Annotated in this window: 14 protein-coding genes; 7 read left to right on the forward strand and 7 right to left on the reverse strand. The window is 65.8% G+C overall.

Going from position 1 to position 17,532, the window contains the following annotated elements:
* Positions 1–6: 6 nt before the first annotated feature.
* Complete coding sequence (locus tag ACPJW8_RS14215) at positions 7–1,452, reverse strand: FAD-dependent oxidoreductase (protein WP_330187347.1); 1,446 nt, start codon at positions 1,450–1,452, stop codon at positions 7–9.
* Between the two features lie 51 nt (positions 1,453–1,503).
* Positions 1,504–2,532: a DNA topoisomerase IB gene (locus tag ACPJW8_RS14220; RefSeq protein WP_330187346.1), complete on the reverse strand. Its 1,029-nt coding sequence runs from the start codon at positions 2,530–2,532 to the stop codon at positions 1,504–1,506.
* Positions 2,533–2,616: 84 nt separating this feature from the next.
* Between ACPJW8_RS14220 and rarD the strand changes: the two genes are divergently transcribed.
* Complete coding sequence (gene rarD, locus ACPJW8_RS14225; protein WP_425256483.1) at positions 2,617–3,624, forward strand: EamA family transporter RarD; 1,008 nt, start codon at positions 2,617–2,619, stop codon at positions 3,622–3,624.
* A 143-nt stretch (positions 3,625–3,767) separates the two neighbouring features.
* Entirely contained in the window at positions 3,768–5,633 is a 1,866-nt protein-coding gene (locus ACPJW8_RS14230) for a vWA domain-containing protein (protein ID WP_330187344.1), read from the forward strand.
* 90 nt (positions 5,634–5,723) lie between these two features.
* Here ACPJW8_RS14230 and gabT read toward each other — a convergent pair whose 3' ends face one another.
* Both gabT and ACPJW8_RS14240 read right to left on the reverse strand, forming a co-directional pair.
* Complete coding sequence (gabT, locus tag ACPJW8_RS14235; protein ID WP_330187343.1) at positions 5,724–7,115, reverse strand: 4-aminobutyrate--2-oxoglutarate transaminase; 1,392 nt, start codon at positions 7,113–7,115, stop codon at positions 5,724–5,726.
* A gap of 111 nt (positions 7,116–7,226) precedes the next feature.
* Entirely contained in the window at positions 7,227–8,657 is a 1,431-nt protein-coding gene (locus ACPJW8_RS14240; protein WP_330187342.1) for a gamma-aminobutyraldehyde dehydrogenase, read from the reverse strand.
* 135 nt (positions 8,658–8,792) lie between these two features.
* Between ACPJW8_RS14240 and ACPJW8_RS14245 the strand changes: the two genes are divergently transcribed.
* The 3 genes from ACPJW8_RS14245 (at position 8,793) to ACPJW8_RS14255 (ending at position 12,807) form a co-directional block, all read left to right on the forward strand.
* A complete protein-coding gene (locus tag ACPJW8_RS14245) occupies positions 8,793–10,229 on the forward strand; it encodes a PucR family transcriptional regulator (RefSeq protein ID WP_330187341.1) in 1,437 nt (478 codons plus the stop codon).
* A gap of 31 nt (positions 10,230–10,260) precedes the next feature.
* Positions 10,261–11,517: an MFS transporter gene (locus tag ACPJW8_RS14250; protein WP_330187340.1), complete on the forward strand. Its 1,257-nt coding sequence runs from the start codon at positions 10,261–10,263 to the stop codon at positions 11,515–11,517.
* A 75-nt stretch (positions 11,518–11,592) separates the two neighbouring features.
* The gene (locus tag ACPJW8_RS14255; RefSeq protein ID WP_330187339.1) at positions 11,593–12,807 is read left to right on the forward strand and encodes an AI-2E family transporter; all 1,215 of its coding nucleotides are present in this window, start codon (positions 11,593–11,595) and stop codon (positions 12,805–12,807) included.
* Between the two features lie 8 nt (positions 12,808–12,815).
* Here the strand turns inward: ACPJW8_RS14255 and ACPJW8_RS14260 are convergent, their stop codons facing one another.
* The gene (locus tag ACPJW8_RS14260) at positions 12,816–13,352 is read right to left on the reverse strand and encodes a hypothetical protein (RefSeq protein ID WP_330187338.1); all 537 of its coding nucleotides are present in this window, start codon (positions 13,350–13,352) and stop codon (positions 12,816–12,818) included.
* Positions 13,353–13,436: 84 nt separating this feature from the next.
* On the opposite strand from ACPJW8_RS14260, the gene ACPJW8_RS14265 reads away from it, so the two are divergent.
* Together ACPJW8_RS14265 and ACPJW8_RS14270 are read left to right on the forward strand one after the other, a co-directional pair.
* Entirely contained in the window at positions 13,437–13,760 is a 324-nt protein-coding gene (locus ACPJW8_RS14265; RefSeq protein ID WP_330187337.1) for a hypothetical protein, read from the forward strand.
* A 19-nt stretch (positions 13,761–13,779) separates the two neighbouring features.
* Positions 13,780–14,607 (forward strand): DUF1206 domain-containing protein, encoded by an 828-nt coding sequence (locus ACPJW8_RS14270; RefSeq protein WP_330187336.1) that lies wholly within the window; start codon positions 13,780–13,782, stop codon positions 14,605–14,607.
* Between the two features lie 5 nt (positions 14,608–14,612).
* Here ACPJW8_RS14270 and ACPJW8_RS14275 read toward each other — a convergent pair whose 3' ends face one another.
* Entirely contained in the window at positions 14,613–16,079 is a 1,467-nt protein-coding gene (locus ACPJW8_RS14275; protein WP_330194321.1) for an FAD-dependent oxidoreductase, read from the reverse strand.
* Positions 16,080–16,172: 93 nt separating this feature from the next.
* Positions 16,173–17,480, reverse strand: a complete 1,308-nt coding sequence (cobA, locus tag ACPJW8_RS14280; protein ID WP_330194322.1) for a uroporphyrinogen-III C-methyltransferase — start codon at positions 17,478–17,480, stop codon at positions 16,173–16,175.
* Positions 17,481–17,532 lie beyond the last annotated feature (52 nt).

Genomic DNA, 17,532 nt, shown 5'->3' on the forward strand with positions numbered 1-17,532 from the left:
CGCTTCCTACTCGCGCGAAATGCCGATCATGTGTTCGCGTTCCACTACCTTCACGCGTTCACGCACGACGCCGGAAGCCTGGTTTTCCGCGGTCCATGCCGCCCCAAGGGCTGCTTCGTGCGCGTCCAGCCTGTTCCACCCTTCCCACGTGGTGAAGCGGATGCCGCGTTCATCAAGGAGGTCGACGACGGCCTGCGGGTCCGGGTTTTTGGCGGCAGGCAGGTGAAGACGGTCTTCCAGGAGGAAGCCCACGGTTTCCAGGGCGTCCCCCTTGGTGTGCCCGATCAGGCCCACCGGCCCGCGCTTGATCCAGCCCGTTGTGTAGAGCCCGGGCACGTGGTTGCCCCGCGCATCCAGTACCCGGCCGCCGTCGTTGGGGATTACACCCCGTTTGGAGTCGTATTCCAGGCCCTCCAGCGGTGAGCCGTGGTAGCCGATCGCCCGGTACACGGCCTGCACCGGATAGTCCACGAACTGTCCGGTCCCTTTCACGTTGCCCGTACCGTCCAACTCAGTGCGCTCAAAACGGATGCCTGCCACCTTGCCGGGAGTGCCGTCGTCGTAAATCTCCACGGGGTTGTGCAGGAAGTGCAGGTGCAGGCGCCGGGAGGAGGGCTCCTCCGACTCCGCGTGCTCCTCCACCAGCCAGTTGGTCAGGGTGTTCACCATGGTCTTGACCTGGTTGTTGGTGCGGATGGCCTCATCGGAGGCTTCGTCGAACTCGAAGTCCTCGGGGTAGAGCACAATGTCGACGTCGTTCATGTGGCTGAGTTCGCGCAGCTCCAGGGGCGTGAATTTCACCTGGGCCGGGCCGCGGCGGCCAAAAACGTGGACGTCCGTCACCGGGGACTTCTTCAGCGCCTGGTAGACGTTGTCCGGGATTTCGGTGCTGAGGAGTTCGTCCGCGTGCTTGACCAGCATCCGGGCCACATCCAGGGCCACGTTCCCGTTGCCGATCACGGCGATTTCCCTGGCGTCCAGCGGCCAGTCGCGCGGGACGTCCGGGTGGCCGTCATACCAGGAAACGAACTCGGCCCCACCGAAGGAGCCCTGCAGGTCGATGCCGGGGATGTCCAGGTCCGCATCCAGCACGGCACCGGTGGAGAAGATGACGGCGTCGTAGAACTCCCGCAGGTCAGTCAGGGTCAGGTCCCGTCCGAACGTCACGTTGCCCAGGAACCGGATATCGCCCCGGTCCAGTACCTTGTGCAGGGCGTTGACGATCCCCTTGATCCGCGGATGGTCAGGGGCAACGCCATACCGGATCAGGCCGTACGGGGCAGGGTAGGCGTCAAACAGATCGATGCTGACTTCCAGGCCGCCGTCCTTGACCGCGCCCGATTTGGTGAGGATGTCCGCGGCGTACACACCGGCCGGTCCTGCGCCGATGATGGCGATCCGGAGCCGCTGGCCGGCCGTTGCTTCACCTGTGGTCTCGCGTGGAGTGGACACATCAGCCCTTCTGCTGCGTTGCAAATCCGGGCGGGCACCCGCTGCACCATTCTAAGTGGCCGCGCTGCCCTTTTGCCCGCTGTTCCCCTGATTGTTCAACGAAACAACGTCCCCTTCCCGGAACAGCAAAGCCCGCAGTTCCGTCTCTGCCGAATCCAGCCTGCGCGGGTCAATGGTGATTCCCGAGGCGTAATGGTCCAGCAGCCGCGGATCAACGTAGCTCTTGCGGGCGATCGACGGCGTGTTCCCCAGTACCTCTGCGGCGTCAACCATGGCTTGGCTGATGGCCTTTTTCCTGCCCGCCACCGTTGTCATGGGACCAATGCGGGCCAGGCTGACCGCAGCGGCCACGGTTCCGCGGAGGGTCCGGAAATCCTTGGCCGTGAAATCTGACCCTGTCCGCTCCTTGACGTAGGCGTTGATGTCCGCGCTGCCCACCACCCGCCAGCGCCGGCCTTCCTTGAACGCCAGCAACCGGGAGTCTCCACCGCGTTTCTTGAGGGCACGCACGACGGCGGCAAGGTCGGCGTCGTGCATCTCCGATTCCCAGACTTTTCCGCTCTTGGCCGGAAAGCTCAGGTGCACCGTGTCCTTCCTGACGCGCACATGGGAGTTCAGCAGCGTGGCCAGCCCCCGGCTGCCGTTCTCATTCGTGTAGCGCTCAGATCCCACGCGCAACGAGCCGTTGTCCAGCATCCTGAACGCCGCGGCCAGAACCCGGTCACGGCTGACGCCGTCGGTGCGCAGGTCCAGGGTGACCATCCTGCGGGCGGCGGGCAGGGATTCGGCCAACTGGAGGGCGCGGTCGAATTTGAGCCTGTCCTTCCGCTCCCGCCACTGCGGATGGTAGATGTACTGGCGCCGGCCTACCGCGTCCAGCCCGGTGGCCTGGATGTGCCCGTTGTCGAAAGGAGCTATCCAGACCTCTGTCCACGCGGGCGGGATGGCCAGGCGGTCCAGCCGGTCGCGCACCGGTCCGGGCGGCACGGTGGTGCCGTCCAGGTCCTGGTAGGTGAACCCTTTTCCGGCCCGGAGGCGACGGTATCCCCGGCCGCCGGTGTTGCTCCGCCGCAGCCTCATGGAGCCGCCGATGAGCCGTGTGGGGTGGGGATCGCAGTCATAAAAGAAAGCCTACTGACTATTTCCGTTTTCCCGCAGTGGAATATGGATCAAGAGCCTGATGTTATTGGTTGCGTGCCTAGTCCCCGTGGATCCTCTCCCTCCCCCGCCGCCCAGCTCACGCCACGCACGGCACCGGCGCTGAAGGCCGTAGATACGGAAACGACGGCGGGAATCCTGTTCGGGATCGGCGCCTACGGTTTGTGGGGACTGCTGCCCCTGTACTTCTTTGCGCTGCAGCCTGCAGGCGCCGTGGAGATCGTGGCAAACCGGGTGGTCTGGTCCCTGCTGTTCTGCCTGCTGCTGGTGACAGTCACGCGCTCGTGGCCTGCCCTGTCCGATGCAGTCCGCAACCGCTCCGTGCTGGGCACGCTGGCCATCGCCGCAGCACTCATTGCCGTGAACTGGCTGACCTACACCTACGGCGTGACCACCGGCCAGGCCGTCGAGGCCGCGCTGGGCTACTTCATCAACCCCCTCGTGTCAGTGCTGCTCGGCGTTTTTGTGCTCAAGGAGAAGCTGCGTCCCCTCCAGTGGGCCGCCGTCGGAATTGGATTCGTTGCGGTGGTGGTACTGACCATTTCCTACGGCAAGCTGCCGTGGATTGCCCTGATCCTGGCCTTCAGCTTTGGCCTGTACGGCTTCGTGAAGAAGCGCGTGGGACCGCGGGTGGATGCCGTGACAAGCCTCAGCGTGGAGACGATTGTGCTGGCTCCCCTGGCGGCGGCCACCATGGTCTTCCTGGCCTTCAGCGGCAGCCAGACACTGACCACCGAGGGCCCCGCCCACTTCTGGCTGCTGGCCGCGTCCGGCGTTATCACCGCCGTCCCGCTCCTGTTCTTCGGCGCCTCAGCCCGCAGGCTGCCCATGACCACCATTGGGCTGCTGCAGTACTTCGCACCTGTCCTGCAGTTCATTGTGGCTGTGGCCGTTTTCCGGGAGACCATGCCCCTTGACCGGTGGATCGGTTTCGGGGTGGTGTGGCTGGCGCTCCTGGTCCTGACGGTGGACATGCTGCTGGCCTCGCGGCGAAAGCCTGCGCTCCCGGCTTAGCGCTATCCTGTGGTGAGTGTGCTTCCGTGGCTACCCCGGCTGGAGGGGCGGGCACCAGGCAAAACGGCGGCTTGGCCGCCGGCACAGCGTGACCGTCGACGTTCGCCACGGACTCAGCCGGCTGATTTTGAAGGATTTGTATTATGGGCCGACGCTCAGCACAGACGCCAAAGTACCCGGGGTGGGTCTGGGCTGCCCTCGCAGCCGTGGTGGTTGTGGCAGCCGCCGCGCTGATCGCCGTCACCGGCATCTTCCCCCAACTGCAATCGGCCGTGCAGCCCGATCCGCCCGGGCAACAGGAAACGCCCACCCAGCCACCACTGGAACAGGACCAGCCCGCCACCGCCTCCGGGGCCGCTCCCTGTATTGCACTTCCCGTCCTCGCGTCCCTGGAAAACGCGGACATGGTCAAGGCCCTGGCCTCCGCTTATTCGGCCAAACTGCGGGACGTGGACGGCAAATGCGTCACCGTGACAGTCACGCAGGAGAAATCAGGCGTCGCCGCCGGCAAAGTAGCCGCGGGATTCGCCAGCACACCGGCCACGGAGCGACCGGCCGTGTGGCTGCCGGATTCCAGCGCGTGGCTTGCGGTGGCAGGGGAACAGTCGCCCAACAGCCTTGTTTCCGGGAAAGGCCAAAGCGTGGCCGCCTCTGGAATTGTCCTCGCCATGCCCAGGTCCATGGCGGAAGCGATCGGCTGGGACAAGGAAGCACCAAGCTGGTCCGAGGTATTTGCTGCCGCCGCAGATCCGGGCGTCTGGCAGCGGCTGGGCCATGAGGACTGGGGTACCTTCAAATTTGGCAAGGCCAGCCCTACGGTGTCCACGTCCGGACTGATGGCGTTGCTGACGTCCTATGGAGTGGCCGGCGGAGACGTCAAGGACATCGAGCGCCAGGCAGTCACTGAAGGTCCCGTCATCGAGAAAGTCCGGGCCGCGGAACTCAGCACCAGCCACTACATGGCCACGCCTGAACATTTCCTGTGGCATGCCAGGCAGGCTGACGACACCGGCAAGGTGCACGATTTCCTGTCCGCAGTGATCGTGGACGAAAAATCGGTGTGGGATTACAACAAGGGCATATCAAGCAACGACGGCGTGAATAAGCAGGCGGGTCCGGCGCCGAAGGAGCCACTCCTGGCCGTCTACCCCAGCGATGGCGTGTTTGTTGCCGACAACCCCGGCGTGGTCCTATCCGGCGACTGGGTGAGCACGGGGCAACGGCTCGCCGCTGAAGATTTCCTTAAGTTTGCCGCCACGGAACAAGGGCAGGCGACGGTCACCTCCGCCGGCTACCGGAGCATCCGCGGCGCTGTTGATCCGCAGGTAGCCGCCACTGGCCACTATGCCGAATCCCTGCAGGAACTTCCCTTGCCCGCCGTGGACGTGCTGGCAGCGGTGCAGGAGAGCTTCCCGGACGTGCGCAAGCGCGCACGGGCCTTGTTCCTGCTGGACGTTTCGGGCTCCATGGAGGACGAAATCGCGCCGGGCGTGACCCGGCTTCAGGGTGCCAAGGACGCTGTGACCAAGGCACTGGAGCACTTCACCGGGGATGACCAGGTGGGCCTGGCCGCCTTCTCGCAACGCGGCGAAGGCCCACTGGAACCCGGCCTGGTCAGCCCCGTGGCACCGTTTGCCGGAAACAAAGCGGACATCCTGGCCAAGCTCAATGCCTTGCAGCCGATCGCCGCCACCCCTCTGTTCGAGGCCGTGGGCACCTTCGCCGCACAACAGGCCGCTGAATACAAGGCCGACTCCATCAACACGATCATCCTGCTCAGCGACGGCAGGAACGAGTCCAGCCATCCCGCGGACCTGGCCTCGGTCACCACGCTGCTGGGCAGCCAGCACCACACCACGCCCGTGCTGGTGTTCACGCTGGCCTATGGTTCCGAGGCCGATACCTCCACGCTGCGGGCTATCGCAAAGGCCAGCGGCGCCCACTTCTACGACGCCACGGACCCCGGCCGGCTCGAGGCCGTGCTGGGCGATCTGGTCACCAGTTTCTGAGGCCTGGCCACCAGCCTCCAGGTGGTTAAACGCGAACGGGCGAACACGGGATCACCGTGTCCGCCCCGTTGCGAGGCCAGGCGCCTTGATCTACGCCTGGACAGCTGTGGTCAGGGCGTTGGCCTTGATGGCCTTTGCCAGCACGTCCAGACCGTCGTTGAGCAGCTCGTCGCTGATGACCAGCGGCGGCAGCAGGCGGATGACGTTGCCGTAGGTACCGCAGGTCAGGATGATGACGCCTTCGGCAAGGCAGGCCGCGGCAACGGCCTTGGTCAGCTCCGGGTTGGGTTCCTTCGAACCGGCCTGGACCAGTTCGATCGCCAGCATGGCACCGCGGCCGCGGACGTCGCCGATCACGCCGGTTCCGGCAGTGGCGAGCTCTTCCTGAAGCGCGGAGAGGCGGCCCACGGCCAGCTCCTCGATGTGGCGGGCACGGCCGTTGAGGTCAAACTGCTCCATGGAACCGATGGACGCCAGCGCGGCGGCACAGGCCACCGGGTTGCCGCCGTACGTGCCGCCCAGGCCGCCCGGGTGGACGGCGTCGAGCAGGTCAGCGCGGCCCGTAATGGCGGACAGCGGCATGCCGCCGGCGATGCCCTTGGCCATGGTGATGATGTCCGGAACTACGCCCTCGTGATCGACGGCGAACCACTCGCCGGTGCGGCAGAAGCCGGACTGGACCTCGTCCGCGATGAAGACGATGCCCTTCTCCTTGGCCCAGGCTGCGATTGCGGGGAGGAAGCCCTCAGCCGGGACGATGAAACCGCCCTCACCCTGGATGGGTTCGATGATGATCGCGGCAACCTGGTCGCCGCCGATCTGCTTTTCGATCATGGTGATGGCGCGCTTGGCGGCCTCGGAACCGGTGATCTCCGGGTTTTCCTCACGGAACGGGTAGCTCATGGGCATGCGGTAGATCTCGGACGCGAACGGGCCGAATCCGGTCTTGTACGGCATGGCCTTGGCGGTCAGCGCCATGGTCAGGTTGGTGCGGCCGTGGTAGGCATGGTCAAAGGCCACCACCGCGTCACGCCCCGTGGCCAGGCGGGCCACCTTCACGGCGTTCTCCACGGCCTCGGCGCCGGAGTTGAACAGGACGGTGCGCTTCTCGTGGTCGCCCGGGGTGAGCCGGTTCAGCTGCTCGGCAACGGCCACGTAGCCCTCGTACGGGGTGACCATAAAGCAAGTGTGGGTGAAATGTGCGACGGCGTCCTGGACGGCGGCGACCACGGCGGGGTCGGAGGCGCCAACGCTGGTGACGGCGATGCCTGAGCCGAGGTCAATGAACGAGTTGCCGTCAACATCGCGGATGATCCCGCCGTCGGCGTCTTCAACATAGACAGGAACGCCTGAGGCAACGCCCGCAGCCACAACGGCGGTGCGGCGGTTGTTCAGGGCCTGGGACTTGGGGCCGGGGAAGGCGCCGGTGATGGAGCGCTTCTGCTCCAGCCGGTAGCTGAGTTCGGGTGCTGTGGTGGTCATGGCGAAGCCTTTCAAAGAAGTAGTGATCGTTAGGTGATCGGGCCGTTCGGTGATCGAGCCTGTCGAGATCAGGTTTCGACAAGCTCAACCACCGGGGGCTCAACCACCGGGTCAGGCGTCCAGCGCGCTCATCACGTGCTTGATGCGGGTGTAGTCCTCCACGCCGTACATGGAGAGGTCCTTGCCGTAGCCGGACTGCTTGAAGCCGCCGTGCGGCATTTCGGCGGTGAGCAGGATGTGCGTGTTGATCCAGACGGCGCCGAAGTCCAGGTCCCGGGACATCCGCATGGCCGTGCCGTGGTCAGTGGTCCAGACGCTGGAGGCAAGGGCGTATTCGACGTCGTTGGCCATCTCCAGTGCCTCGGCTTCCGTGCTGAACTTCTGCACTGTGATGACCGGGCCGAAGGTTTCCTGCTGGACGATCGCGTCCTTCTGCCTGGCGCCGGTGACAATGGTGGGTTCGAAGAAGTAGCCCTTGTCCCCTGCCTGGTGGCCGCCGGTTTCGATCCGGGCGTAATCCGGGAGGTGCTCCACCACGGACTTGACCTGGTTGAAGTGGTTGACGTTGTTCAGCGGACCGAAGTAGTTGTCTTCGTCGTTCTGCGAACCGGTGTGGAGGGTCTTGGTGTGTTCCACCATCGCGGCTACAACCTCGTCGTGGACTGAGTCCTCCACCAGCACGCGCGTGATCGCCGTGCAGTCCTGGCCGGCGTTGAAGAAGGCGAACTCGGCAATGGCTGCTGCGCTCTTCTTGATGTCCGCGTCCTTGAAGACGATGGCGGGAGCCTTGCCGCCCAGTTCCAGGTGGGCGCGCTTGAGTCCCTTGGCCGCGCCGCTTGCAACGGCGATGCCGGCGCGGACGGAGCCGGTGATGGAAACCAGGCCGGGGACCTTGTGCTCCACCATCATGGAACCGGTCTCGCCGGTGCCAAGGACCACGTTCAGGACGCCGGCGGGCAGGATTTCGCCGGCCAGGCGTGCCAGCACCAGTGTTGATTCGGGGGTGGTGTCAGAGGGCTTGAGTACTACGGTGTTGCCGGCGGCCAGCGCCGGACCGATCTTCCAGATGGCCATCAGGAACGGGTAGTTCCACGGTGCAACCTGGGCTACAACGCCAATGGGCTCGCGGCGGACGTAGGAGGTGTGGCCTTCGAAGTACTCTCCGGCGGACTTGCCTTCCATGATGCGGGCGGCTCCGGCGAAGAAGCGCATCTGGTCTGCGCCGGCGGCAATTTCCTCGGAAGCGATCAGCGAGCGCACCTGGCCGGTGTTGCGGTGCTGGGCTTCAACGAGCTCGTCGCTGTTGGCCTCGATGGCGTCAGCGAGCTTGAGCAGCATCAGCTGGCGCTGGCCCGGCGTCACGTGCTTCCAGCTCTTGAAGGCGTCCTTGGCGGCGGTCATGGCGGCGTCGACGTCGGCCTGGTTGGAGATGGGTGCCTTGGCTACCACCTCGCCGTTGGTGGGGTTGACGATGTCCAGCAGATGGGGTCCGGCCGGGGTGACGAACTGTCCGTTGATGAAGTTCTGCAAGGTCTGAACCACGATGTGCAACCTCTTTCTGCGCTCTGAGCTACTGCATCGAGCGTAGGCCACGTCACAGGGCGAAGGAATAGCCATCTGCACACCCTATCCAGGCATGTTTAGTGCGCTTGCCCAGTATCGTCCTATCCTTGGAGGATGGCCATTTCCCTCGCTGCCCTGGTTGCCGCCAGCCCCCTGAAACTCAAGAAAGCCGGGCTTTCCGAAAGCACCTGGACCCATGACATCCGCTGGGTTGCCGTCTCCGAGCTGGAGGACCCGCAGCGCTTCCTGGATGGCGGCGAACTGGTCCTGACCACCGGCCTGCGGCTCAAGGCCGCGGCGGACCAGCGCCGGTTTGTGCGGCAGGTCCAGCGTGCGGGTGCGGTGGGCATCGGATTCGGCACCGGGCTGACCCACGAGGTGGTTCCGCCGGCCCTTGTTGCCGAGGCCAACCGCTGGAACATTCCGGTGGTCGAGGTCCCGTACGACACCCCCTTCATCGCCATCACCAAGATCGTCGCGGACGCACAGTCATCGGACCATTACGCCAAACTGGAGCGGCTGATCGCCGGCCACCAGGTCCTGGCCCGCGCACTGCTGACGGGCGGCGGCCTGGGTGAACTGCTCAAGCACCTCGGCGGCATGCTGCGCACGGACGTCGCCCTCACCCAGTTCACCGCCCTGCTGTTCAACAGTGCCGGCCAGCCGCCGTCGGCCCCGGAATGGGCTTCCTACCCCATCCCCACCGGCCGCCGCGATGCCTGCACACTGTGGGTGCGGCAGCCCTTCGAGGACACCGGGATTGTGGGGTACGCGCAGAACCTGATCAGCGTCGAACTGAACAACATGGTGAAGCAGCGCCAGGCCCAGCGCGCCCTGGCCGGGCAGGTCCTGGAGGACATCTTCCACGGGTCGCTGGAAACCAGCGAGGCCCAGCGCCGCCTGGCGGGCATCGGCGTCAACAGCACCCGCCGCAACGTCGCGCTGCTGGCCGTCTCCGCCGCACACCACAAAACGCTGGGGAGCACCTCAGTGCCTCCAGCGCTGGAAGGTGCGGTGGCCGCCGTCGTGGGCAAGGACCTGGTGCTGGTGATTCCCGACGACGGCACGGGAGCGCCTGCCCTGGCCCGCCAGCTCAGCGATCACCTCGCCGAAGCCGGCATCCACGCGAACATCGGAATCGGCGGCGCCTACACGAAGCCGAACGGCCTCCGGTGGAGCTACTTCGAGGCGCGTGACGCCGCCAGCCACGGGCTGCCCGTCAACGAACCCGAAAGGCTCAGCCTGACGTCGCTTCTGCTGGCCAGTGAAGACGTGCCGCTGGCGGACATGGCCAAGGAGTGCCTGACGCCTTTGAGATCCTTCGACGCGGCCCACGGTTCGGAGCTGATGCTGACCCTGGAAAGCTACCTAAACCACAACGGGTCAGTGGCCGCCGTGGCGGAGGCGCTGACGCTGCACCGCAACACCGTCCGCTACCGGCTGGCCCAAATCACGGAGATGACCGGCTACGACCCGTCCGTCACGGCGGACCGGGTGCAGCTCTGGCTGGCGTTAGCAGTATCACGGCTGGGTGCGCGGCATCCGGGCTAACCGGCCTGTCCCCAGCCCCTACGCTGGAAGCATGGCCCCCTCCCCAGTCCCTGCGCCGGTGCGCACAGACCCGCCACGCAGCCGCGCCGTTATGGTGATGGGCGTAGTGGCGCTAATCCTGATCGGGCTGAACCTGCGGGCCGGGATCACGGGTGCCTCCACCCTCCTGCACGACCTCCAGCGCACGCTTGGCTACGGCCCGGTCATTGCCTCGGTGATCCCGTCCATCCCCACGCTGTGCTTCGCCGTGGCCGGCGCCGCGACGTCCTGGCTCACCGGAAAAGTGGGCGTGGAGAAGGCAATCGCCCTTGCCCTGGCCATGCTGGCAGGCGGGTTGTTGATGCGCGGCATCCCGGCCACCGGGATGCTGGTGGGAGGCACGGTTGTGGGCATGTGCGGCCTGGCCGTCTGCAACGTGGCCATGCCCTCCTTCATCCGCGAGCACTTCGCCAGCCGGACATCGCTGATGACGGGTGTCTACACGCTGACCATGACAACTGGGGCGACGGCGGCCTCCATCCTGGCGGTTCCCATGGCACAGGCCCTGGGCTCGCCGTCGTCAGCTGTTGGTTCCATAGGCTTCCTGGCCGCCGCCGCCCTCCTTGGCTTCCTGCCGGTGGCGCTGCATTCGCACCGGCACGGAGTCCGCAGCGGCGAAGCAAGGATCCGTCCCTGGCCGCTGCTGAAGACCCGCAAGGGGCTGCTGATTACCGCTGTCTTCACGCTGCAGTCGCTCCTGGCGTATTCAGTATTGAGCTGGTTCCCGTACCAGCTGACCACCAAGGGCCTGGACGCCGCGGAGAGCGGGCTGATGTACGGCCTGCTGCAGCTGGTGTCCGTTCCGGCAGGAATGCTGCTGATCGCCATGGGTTCACGGCCGGGAATGCTACGCCCGGCCTTCTACCTTGCGGGCCTCTCCATGGCCGCCGGCCTGGCCTGCCAGCTGCTGCTCCCCGTTGAGCTGGCAATCATCCCTGCCTGCCTGACCGGCCTGGGCATTGGGATCTTCCCGCTGGTGATGGTGCTGATCAGCCGCAGCGGCACCACAACGGCCGAAACGACTGCTCTCTCCACGCTCGCCCAATCCACCGGTTACCTGCTGGCGTCCCTCGGTCCGTTCGGGGTGGGGCTGCTGCACAGCGCCACTGGCAGCTGGACCCTGCCGCTGGCCATCCTCCTGGTGGTGGCCGCGGCGCAGATCGCCATGGGACACCTGCTCACGGGAAATGGCGTGATCCCCGGCAGTGCGCGCCGCCCAGCGGGTCGGGTGGCTGGACCGGCCAGGTAGTCAGTACGCTTAGCACCTGACAGGGAGACTCATTCCGCCGGCACCTGGGGTGCCGGCCGATCCCGAGGAGCGACCATGGCCCAAGACCCTGAGCCCCAAGCCACACCGATGTCCCCACAGGACTCCGCGTCTGCCGCCAAGCGGGATGCCGCCCAGGCCTCCGCGCCGGCTTCCACACCAGCCTCCACTCCGATCCCCACGCCGAAGGCGATATGGAACGACGGGCTGGGCAGGGTTGCCACCCGCGCAGCCCAGGTGCTGCTGGTCCTGACGGTGGCGGTGGTGTCCATTTATGCGCTGATCCAGATCAAGCTGCTGGTCATTCCAATCCTGATCGCCCTGATCCTTGCAGCGGCGATCGGCCCGTTCGTGAACCTGCTCCGGCGCAGGGGCATACCGGGCGGACTGGCTACAGGCATTGCTTTCGTTGGGCTGCTCCTGGTCCTGGCCGGAGTCTCCACGGTCATCTACCGCTCGGTGCGCAGCCAATGGGGCGAACTGGCCACGCAGGCGGCCTCCGGCCTGGACGAACTGGAGCAGTTCCTGCTGACCGGACCCATTCCGGTTGACCGCGAACAACTGGAGCAGGGCCGGCAGGCCATCATCGAGTTTGCCACCAGCAGCCAGGTGCGCTCCGGCGCTATCACAGGCCTGTCCATGGTCACCGAGTTCATCGCCGGCGCCAGCCTGATGGTGATCGTCCTGTTTTTCTTCCTGAAAGACGGAGCGAAGATCTGGAACTTCTTCCTCCGCCCCTTCAGCGGCCAGCGCGAGGCCAAGCTGCGCCGGGTGGGCAGCCGCACGCTGGAGGTGCTGGGCGGGTACGTCCGGGGCACCGCCGTCGTGGCTTTGGTTGATACGGTGGCCATCGGAGCGGCGCTGCTGATCCTGCAGGTTCCGCTGGCCATTCCGCTGGCCATCATTGTGTTCCTGGGCGCCTTCATTCCGCTGGTTGGCGCCACGATTGCCGGGATCCTGGCCGCCCTGGTGGCACTGGTGGCCAATGGTCCGGTGGTGGCCCTGATTGTGGTGGCCGTAGTGATCGCCGTGAACCAGCTCGAGGGCGATCTCCTGCAGCCGATCGTCATGGGCAAGTCCCTGCAGCTCCACGCCCTGGTGATCCTGATGGCGCTGACTGCCGGCACCATTGTGGCGGGCATCGTCGGCGCCGTCCTGTCCGTTCCGCTGGCCGCCGTGGCATGGGCGATCCTCCAGGTCTGGACTGCTGAGGATCCAAACCTGGAGGACCTGAACCCGGACCTCCCGCCGGCCAATACGAAGCCGACGTAAGCCATTTCCTACTGGCGCAGCCCCTGGAACACGTTCTTGGGCCGCTGCATCTCGCCATGCTTGGCACCGAGCACAATGACGGCGGCGGCGAAGGCAGGAATGGCCCACTGCAGGCACGCGAGCTGTGTCTGCGCAGACTTCAGCGCACTGGAAGCCTCAGGCTTTGGTTCCGTGGCGCCCTGGGCGCCTTCGTCGGCCATCTTTTCCACCTTCTTGCCCAGAATGCCTGCGTACAGGGTCGTAGCGGCACCGGCCACCGTGATCACCGTCTTGAGCACGGTGTCGCGGGCGACTCCCTCCTGCTTGGCAATGCGGCCCTTGTTTTCGGCCGCGATGGCGAGGTCAGCCAGGAGGTGCGCACCCAGTGCTGCAGCCTGGATGGGAGCCCACCGCATCCACCCGGCGCTGGAGAGCCTGGTCCGTTCGCTCGGGTCCTTCGCCTGCGCGGCCGCCCCGTTAACTCCAACGGCGCCCATAAGCGAGCCACCAAACCATGCCGCCGCAGTGAGATCGTGAACGGAGCGGGCCAAAAGGTTACCTGCCATGATGAACTCCTTAGAGTAGTGGTGAGTGGTTCAGCTATAGTAAGCACACTTACTATGTTTCCGAAAGGCAGGAGCAGAAGCCCCATGACGAACCCGGCCACGACTAACAACCCTGGTTCCATTGCCACCGGCAGCCTCTTTGGCTGGGCGTTCGGCGATGAGGCGCGGCGCGGGGACGCTGCCTATGTCAAGGAACTCAAGGACCAGGCACTGGAGAATGCCCGGGCCACCGCGTCGGCAAAAGGCGTCGAGATTCTCAGCCGGTCAGCGGCCTACACGGTGGTCTGCGCGCACGACACCATCCTGGAACTGGATAACGCCCCGGACTCGCTGATCGTCCGCTGCACCGTGAAGGTCGTGGGCCCTGGCGCCGAAAAGCTGCACGCCGAAGGCCCCATGAACGGCTGAGTGGGGCGGTCGAACAAGCATGGACCATGGGGAATCCAGCATCAGTGAAGCAGCCGACGCCATGGAGCGGGCCTCCAACGCCAAGGCCCTGGACGTCGTTGCCCGGACCGGCTTTGCCGTGGTTGCCCTGCTTCACGTCATTGTGGGCGCCATCTCCATAGCCATTGCACTGGGCCAGCCCGGAGAGGCCGAAGCCACCGGGGCAATCGAGCAGCTGGCAATGAACCCGTGGGGTCCGGCAGTAATGTGGGCCTGCCTGGCGGCTTGCGTTGGCCTTGCCTTATGGCAGCTCAGCGAAGCGACCCTGCGGGTCCGGCGGAAACGGCGCAGGGAGCGGCTGGCCAAGCTCATCTCCTCAGGCTTCCTGGCGGTGGCCTATGGCAGCGTGGGACTCACCTTCGCCGGGTTTGCCGTGGGGTGGCGCTCCGATTCCGGCACCACCACGCGGGACTTCAGCAGCAGCCTCATGGCGACGCCGGCTGGCCCCTGGGTGCTGGCGGCCATCGGGCTCACCATCATGGGAATCGGCATCTACTTCATCGTCAAAGGCCTGCGGCGCGGCTTCAAGGAAGAGCTCTTCCACTTCGACGGAACGCACCGGGGCCGGGTCATCGACACCCTGGGCGTGATCGGACACGTGGCAAAGGGAATCGCGTTGAACCTTGCCGGGCTGCTGTTCGTTATTGCGGCCGCCAAGCACAGTCCTGAGGAATCAACAGGCCTGGACGGCAGCCTGAAGGCACTCCGTGACCACCAGTTTGGGCCTTATCTGCTGGTGGCCATCGGAGTGGGCTTCATTGCATATGGGGTCTTCGCGCTGATCCGTGCCCGTTTCGGCCGGATGTAGCTGCCTTAGACTCCGGCGGAGACCCCGTCACGGGAAATCGCCACCATGTCCTCGCGCGGCACCACCTTGATACGCTCGCGCTTGACCTCAACGCCATGCGATCCGCCGGCCTCCGTGGCGGCAGCACCCAGCGCGAGTTCGTGCGCGTCCAGTGCCAGCCAGCCTTCCCAGCTGGTGAACCGCACGCCGCGGCTGTCCAGGAGTTCGACGACGGCACTTTCCTCGGGTGCCTCGGCTACCGGAAGGTTTTCGCGGTCTTCCAGCAGGTAGGTCACCGTCTCCAGGGCGTCGCCCTTGGTGTGGCCGATCAGGCCGACAGGTCCGCGCTTGATCCAGCCCGTGGCGTAGATGCCCGGCACGTGGGTGCCTGCGGCATCCAGGACGCGTCCGCCGTCGTTCGGTACAACGCCCTTCTTGTGGTCGAATTCGATCTCCGGCAGGGCGGAACCGAAGTAGCCGATCGCGCGGTACACGGCCTGGACGGGGTAGTCCACGAACTCGCCGGTGCCGCGGGCGTTGCCCGTGCCATCCAGCTCGGTCCGCTCGAACCGCATGCCGGCAACCTTGCCGGGCGTCTCGGCGTCGTCGTAGATTTCCACCGGGCTGTGCAGGAAGTGCAGGTGCAGGCGGCGGGAGGCCTTGAGCTCGGAAAGGTCCTCGGGCTGCTCGGCGATCCAGTTGGTGAGGGTGCCCACCATGGTTTTGGTCTGGTTGTTCGTCTGGATCTGGCGGTCGGATTCCTCGTCGAACTCGAAGTCCTCGGCGTAGAGGATGATGTCCACGTCCTTGGAGTGCGACAGTTCGCGGAGCTCCAGCGGGGTGAACTTGACCTGCGCGGGACCGCGGCGGCCGAAGACGTGGACGTCGGTGACCGGGGATGCCTTGAGGCCGGCATAAACGTTGTCCGGGATCTCGGAGACCAGGAGGTCATCGGCGTGCTTGGACAGGACGCGGGCCACGTCAAGGGCCACGTTGCCATTGCCGATCACGGCGATTTCCTTGGCTTCCAGCGGCCATTCGCGGGAAACGTCCGGGTGGCCGTCGTACCAGGAGACGAAGTCCGCGCCGCCGAAGGAGCCTTCCAGCTCGATGCCGGGGATGTTGAGGTCCGCGTCCTTGATGGCGCCGGTGGCGAAAATGACGGCGTCGTAGTGCGCGCGGAGGTCCTCGATGGAGATGTCCGTGCCGTAGTCGACGTTGCCGAAGAACCGGATGTCGCCGCGGTCCAGGACCTTGTGCAAGGCGTTGACGATGCCCTTGATGCGCGGGTGGTCCGGGGCCACGCCGTAACGGATCAGGCCGTAGGGCGCCGGGTAGCGGTCGAAGAGGTCGATGCTGACGGTGAGCTCGCCGCTCTTGACGGCCTCGCTCTTGGTCAGGATGTCTGCAGCGTAGACACCGGCCGGGCCGGAGCCAACGACGGCGACGCGCAGCGGGCGCTCTGCAGATCCTACGGTGGTGCTGTTTGACACGGCTGTGTTCCTTCTCTTCTGGCTCTCCCCAACTGGCTCGCATTTAACGCTCTCAAAAGGCGTTTTCAGTGCGTTAGTTGCGAGCTGGTTGGGCTACGGGGTGCTGACTCGGGTTTTCGTCTGGCTAGGGGCGGCGCGGGGGTGGTTCGGGGTGGTGGTGCTGTAATCGGCGGTCTTGAAATGCGGTGGTGCGAAAGGGCTCACACGGACGACGTCGCCAATGACGATCACCGCAGGATTTGCGACGCCAACCGCTTCCGCCTGGTCTGCGATGGAACCGAGCGTGCCGATCGTCACGCGCTGGTCCGGCAAATATCCATTCTCAACGATGCCAACAGGAGTGTCCTGAGGCAAACCGGCGGCGGCCATGGCTGCCGCGGATTCGCGCAATTTCCCCACTCCCATGAGCAAAACCACAGTATGGTCAGCACGCGCAGGCACCTCGGAAAGTTCCTCGTGGCCGGTGACGACGCTGAAGCCCTTGGCCAGGCCGCGGTGCGTCACAGGAATTCCTGCCGCTGCCGGAACCGAAATCGCCGACGTCACACCCGCCACAACCTCAACCTCGACGCCGTTCTGCCGGCAGAATTCGGCTTCCTCGCCGCCGCGCCCCAGGACGTAGGGGTCGCCGCCTTTGAGCCGGACCACGCGGTTGCCCTCGAGGGCCTTGGTGACCAGGATCCGGTTGATCTCATCCTGCGGGACGGGGTGGTGGCCCGGCGTCTTGCCGACTTCGATGACCTCTACGTCCGGAGCAAGTTCCTTGAGCAGTTCGCGCGGTCCCAGCCGGTCCGCCACAACAACGTCCGCCTGGCCCAACAGGCGCCGGCCGCGGACGGTGATCAGGCCGGTGTCACCGGGCCCGCCGCCCACCAGGGCAACCGATCCGGTGGTCGAGCCGGTGGTCGAGCCTGTCGAGACCCGACGGCGGCGCAACGGGAGGTCTCCCGTGTCCAGGGCCGTGGCAACAGCGTCGCGGAGGGCCATGGCGCGGCGCGGGTCTCCCCCGGCGTTCACGGCGATCTGCACGTCATCAACCACCGCTACTGCGGGAGTCCAGGCTGCGGAGGATTCGTGGTCAGAGGCGTTGACGCACCAGATGCGCTGCGCTTCGGCGTCGGCCGCAACCCGGGTGTCCACCTCGGCAAGTCCGGTGGCCGTCTGGACGAACCAGACGCCGTCGACGTCGGAGCTTTGGTAGGTGCGCGGCTCCCAGGTGAGGAGGCCGGCGTCGGACAGTTCGCGAAGCGCGGCGGAGGCAACCGGGGCAACCACGGTGACCCGGGCGCCCGCGTTCAGCAGGCCCTTGGCGCGGCGCGCAGCTACGGGGCCGCCGCCCACCACCAGCACGGGGCGGCCGAGGAGGCGCAGTGCCGTGGGGTAAATGTCCTGAATTGCCATGGAATAACGGTAGGGCCGCGTCACATTTACCAACAACGCAACAGCAACACCC

This window comes from Pseudarthrobacter sp. J47 (assembly GCF_049810315.1).
In the GTDB taxonomy this organism is placed as follows: Bacteria; Actinomycetota; Actinomycetes; order Actinomycetales; family Micrococcaceae; genus Arthrobacter.